Consider the following 3926-nt stretch of genomic DNA (forward strand, 5'->3'; position numbering starts at 1 on the left):
GCCAGGAAGGGCGCGGCAGGCTGCGGGTGTTCATGGGCGCCGCCCCGGGCGTGGGCAAGACCTACGCCATGCTGCAGGCGGCGCGCGCGGCCAAGGCCGACAAGGTCGACGTCGTGATCGGGGTGGTCGAGACCCACGGGCGCCAGGAAACCCAGGACCTGGCCGACGGCATCGAGGTCCTGCCCAGGAAGTCGATCCTCTACCGTGGCCGCCTGGTGCCCGAGTTCGACCTGGAAGCCGCCCTGGCCCGCCGGCCGGGCCTCCTCCTGGTCGACGAGTACGCCCATTCCAACGTGCCGGGCAGCCGGCACCCCAAGCGCTGGCAGGACGTCGACGAGCTGCTGGATGCCGGGATCGACGTCTGGACCACCCTGAACGTCCAGCACGTGGAAAGCCTGAACGACGTCGTGCAGCGGATCACCTCGGTCCGGGTGCGGGAAACCGTGCCCGATGCCGCATTCCAGGATGCGCACGAGATCGTCCTGGTCGACCTGCCCCCCGACGAGCTGCTCAAGCGCCTGGCCGAGGGCAAGGTCTATGTCCAGGACACCGCCACCCGCGCGGTGCAGAGCTTCTTCAAGCCCGGCAACCTCCTGGCCCTGCGCGAGCTGGCCCTGCGCCAGGTCGCCGCCCAGGTCGACAGCGACCTGGTCGAGCGGATGCAGGGCGGCGCCATCGAGGGGCCGTGGGCTGCCGGCGAGCGGATCATGGTCTGCGTCGGCCCGGACGGCTCGGCCACGCGGGTCGTGCGCGAAGCCAAGCGGCTGGCCGACCTGACGGGCGGCTCCTGGTTCGCGGTGAGTGTCGAGCAGCCCGGGCGGACGATCGACGCCGAAGGCCGCCGCAGGATCGCCGAGGCCGTGCACCTGGCCGAAAGCCTGGGCGGCGAGGTCCGCCAGCTGGTGGCCGCCAATCTGGCGGGCGAGCTCCTGCGCTTCGCCCGCTTCCAGAACGTTACCCAGATCGTGATCGGGCAGGCGCGGCGCAACCGGTTCCGCACCCTGTTCGGCCGCACCCTCGCCGACGCGCTGGTCAGGGGCGGCAACGGCATCGCCGTCCATGTGCTGACCTCGGAACCCCGGCAGGCCGAGCCCGTCTGGCTCGCCTTGCCGGCCCTGGGATCCTGGCACGGCTATCTCGCGGCCGCCCTGGGCGTGGCGGCGGTGGTCCTGGCCGGCACCTGGATCGAGCGGTTCGTGGCGCTGCCGAACATCTCGATCCTGTTCCTCCTGGCGGTGCTCGTCCCGGCGATCCGCTTCGGGATCTGGCCGGCCGTGTTCGCCTCCTTCCTGTCGTTCCTCGCCTACAACTACTTCTTCATCAATCCGGTGCGCACCTTCACGGTGGCGCGCCCGCACGAGCTCCTTGCCCTCGGCATCTTCCTGATCGTGGCCGTGCTGACCTCGGCGATCGCCGGCCGGGCGCGCGAGCAGGCCGATGCGGCGATCGTCCGGATGCGGGCGACCCGGCGCCTGTACGAGTTCACCCGCAAGCTGTCCGCGCTGGCCGACGAGAAGGCGGTGGTGGAAGGGGCGGCAGCCGAAATAGGCGCCATGCTGGACCGCTCGGTCGTGATCCTGCGCGATGACGGGCATGGGCTGGCGCCGGCCGCCGCCGTCCCGGCCGAGGACCGGCTGGACACCGCCTCGCTCACCGCCGCGCGCTGGGCGTTCGCGCATGACGAGCCGGCCGGCGCCGACACCGGCACGCTGCCGAGCGTGCCCTGGCTGTTCCTGCCGCTGCGCCAGCAGGAGCGGTGGATCGGCGTGATCGGCATCGAGGTGGAGCCGTCCGGCGAGCCCCTGGACGGGGAGATGCGCGCCCTCCTGGACACCCTGGCCAGCCAAGCCTCGATCGCCCTGGACCGCGCCACCCTGGCCCAGGAAATGACCGACGTGCGGATGGCGGCGGAAACGGAGCGGGTGCGCAACATCCTCCTGGCCTCGATCTCCCACGACTTCCGCACGCCACTGGCCTCGGTGCTGGGTGCCGCCAGCAGCCTGCTGGAGTACGGCGAGCGGATGAGTCCGGCCGAGCGGCAGGACCTGCTGGCCCAGGTGCGCGACGAGGCCGAGCATCTGGACGGGATGGTGCGCAACCTCTTGTCGATGACCCGGCTGGAAGCCGGCGCCCTCGACCTGCGCCGGGACTGGGTGGACCTGGAGGAAGTGCTGAACCGGGTGGTCACGGTGGCCCGCCGGCGCGGGGCAACCCAGCGGTTCCGGCTGGAGATGGAGCCGGGGCTGCCGCTGGTCTTCGCCGACCAGAGCCTGCTGGGCCAGGCCTTCGGCAACGTAGTCGGCAACGCCGTCCGCCATGCCGGCCCGGCCGCGAGCGTGGTCGTGGCCGCCCGTCGCGCAGGCCCGGCCGTGCAGGTATCGGTCACCGACGACGGCCCCGGCATCGACGCTGCCCTCCTCCCCCACGTGTTCGAGAAGTTCGTCCGCGCCGCCCAGGACCACGCCGACGGCGGCGAAGGCGCCGGCCTGGGCCTGGCCATCGCCAAGGGGATCATCGAGGCCCATGGCGGCAGCGTGCAGGCGCAAGCCGCCACCGAGAGCGGCCGCGGTGCCCGCATCGTGATGACGCTGCCGATCGGAGAACGGGATTGAGCCGGCAACGCGTGCTGGTGGTGGACGACGAGGCGGCGATCCACCGCTTCCTGGGCCCGGCCCTGGCGGCGAACGGCTACGAGGTCCTGCGCGCCGACACCGGCGAGGCCGGCCTCCAGGCGATCGCCACCCTGGCCCCGGACATCGTCGTCCTCGATCTGGGCCTGCCCGACATGGACGGCAAGGAGGTGCTGCGCCGCCTGCGCACCTGGTCGCAGCTGCCCGTCGTGATCCTGTCCGCCCGCGACCGCGAGGCCGAGAAGATCGAGGCGCTCGACACGGGCGCCGACGACTTCGTCAACAAGCCGTTCGGCGCCGGCGAGCTGATGGCCAGGCTGCGCGCCGCCCTGCGCCACCGGATGCAGGCCGCGGGCGAGGTGCCGGTCCTGCGCGTCGAGGATCTGGAGATCGACCTGCCCAGGCACCGGGTCACCCGGGGCGGCAGGGAATTGAAGCTGACGCCCCGGGAGTTCGACCTGCTGGCCCTCCTCGTCCGCCATGCCGGCAAGGTGGTCACCCACCGCCAGCTGCTGACGACCGTGTGGGGGCCGGCCCACGAGCACGACACCCAATACCTGCGGGTCTATGTCGGCCAGCTGCGGCAGAAGATCGAGCGGGATCCGGCAGCCCCGGCGCTGATCGTGACGGAGCCAGGGATCGGCTACCGCCTGGGATGGTGGTGAGAAGCTGCCATCTCAGGTGGAGGCATCGCCATTTGGTGCCCCCGATGCAGCGGCAAGCAGGTCGGTCCGCGTTCGTTCCCGGCAGGTGTGGCAGCGCCAATCTGATGATGTGGCTCGTCACCGTCAGCGGATGGCCTCGAGCAGCCGGATGCTGGGCCTGGCAGGCCAGGTGCAGAAGCAAGGTACGGCCGCCAATCTGGTGGCCGAGCGGCTGGAGGGGCCAAGCGGGCTGCTCGCCAGCCTCGGCTCAAGAGATCAGCCCAGGCACCTGTCGCGGGACGTCTGCATCCGCGAGCTGCGCCTGGGCTCCGCTATCAAGGTGCCGACCCGGGACTTCCAGCGATGCGGCGGCTGCATGCGAACCCCCGGCCTTGAGCAAGGTCCCCGGCTCGATGAGGTCAACTCACGGGCGGATCCCTAGAGGCTGTTATGGACCTGGCGGGGTGTAGTGGTCAGGCTTGGGGGCATGAGCCATGTCCGCAAGCCTTACCCTTCTGATGTGTCTGATGAAGAATGGGCGCTGGTAGCGCCGTATCTGGTCTTGGTGCGGGAGGATGCCGGCCAGCGTTGTCACTCGTTGCGCGAATTGTTCAACGGCCTGCGCTACATCGTGAAGACCGGTGCGCCGTGG

4 protein-coding genes are annotated in these 3926 nt (G+C 71.0%); all 4 read left to right on the forward strand.

Features of this window, described 5'->3' with window-relative positions; all coding sequences use genetic code 11:
* Positions 1 to 2612, forward strand: a 2612-nt coding sequence (locus VNS22_RS10765) for a sensor histidine kinase KdpD (RefSeq protein ID WP_325732239.1), incomplete at its 5' end; no start/stop codon positions are given.
* Positions 2609 to 3295 (forward strand): response regulator, encoded by a 687-nt coding sequence (locus VNS22_RS10770; RefSeq protein WP_325732241.1) that lies wholly within the window; start codon positions 2609 to 2611, stop codon positions 3293 to 3295. The genes VNS22_RS10765 and VNS22_RS10770, both read left to right, overlap by 4 nt.
* Positions 3296 to 3443: 148 nt before the next feature.
* Entirely contained in the window at positions 3444 to 3716 is a 273-nt protein-coding gene (locus tag VNS22_RS10775) for a hypothetical protein (RefSeq protein WP_325732243.1), read from the forward strand.
* A gap of 45 nt (positions 3717 to 3761) precedes the next feature.
* Positions 3762 to 3926, forward strand: a 165-nt coding sequence (locus tag VNS22_RS10780) for a transposase (protein WP_325732245.1), incomplete at its 3' end; no start/stop codon positions are given.

This window comes from Geminicoccus sp., assembly GCF_035556675.1.
Lineage (GTDB): Bacteria > Pseudomonadota > Alphaproteobacteria > Geminicoccales > Geminicoccaceae > Geminicoccus.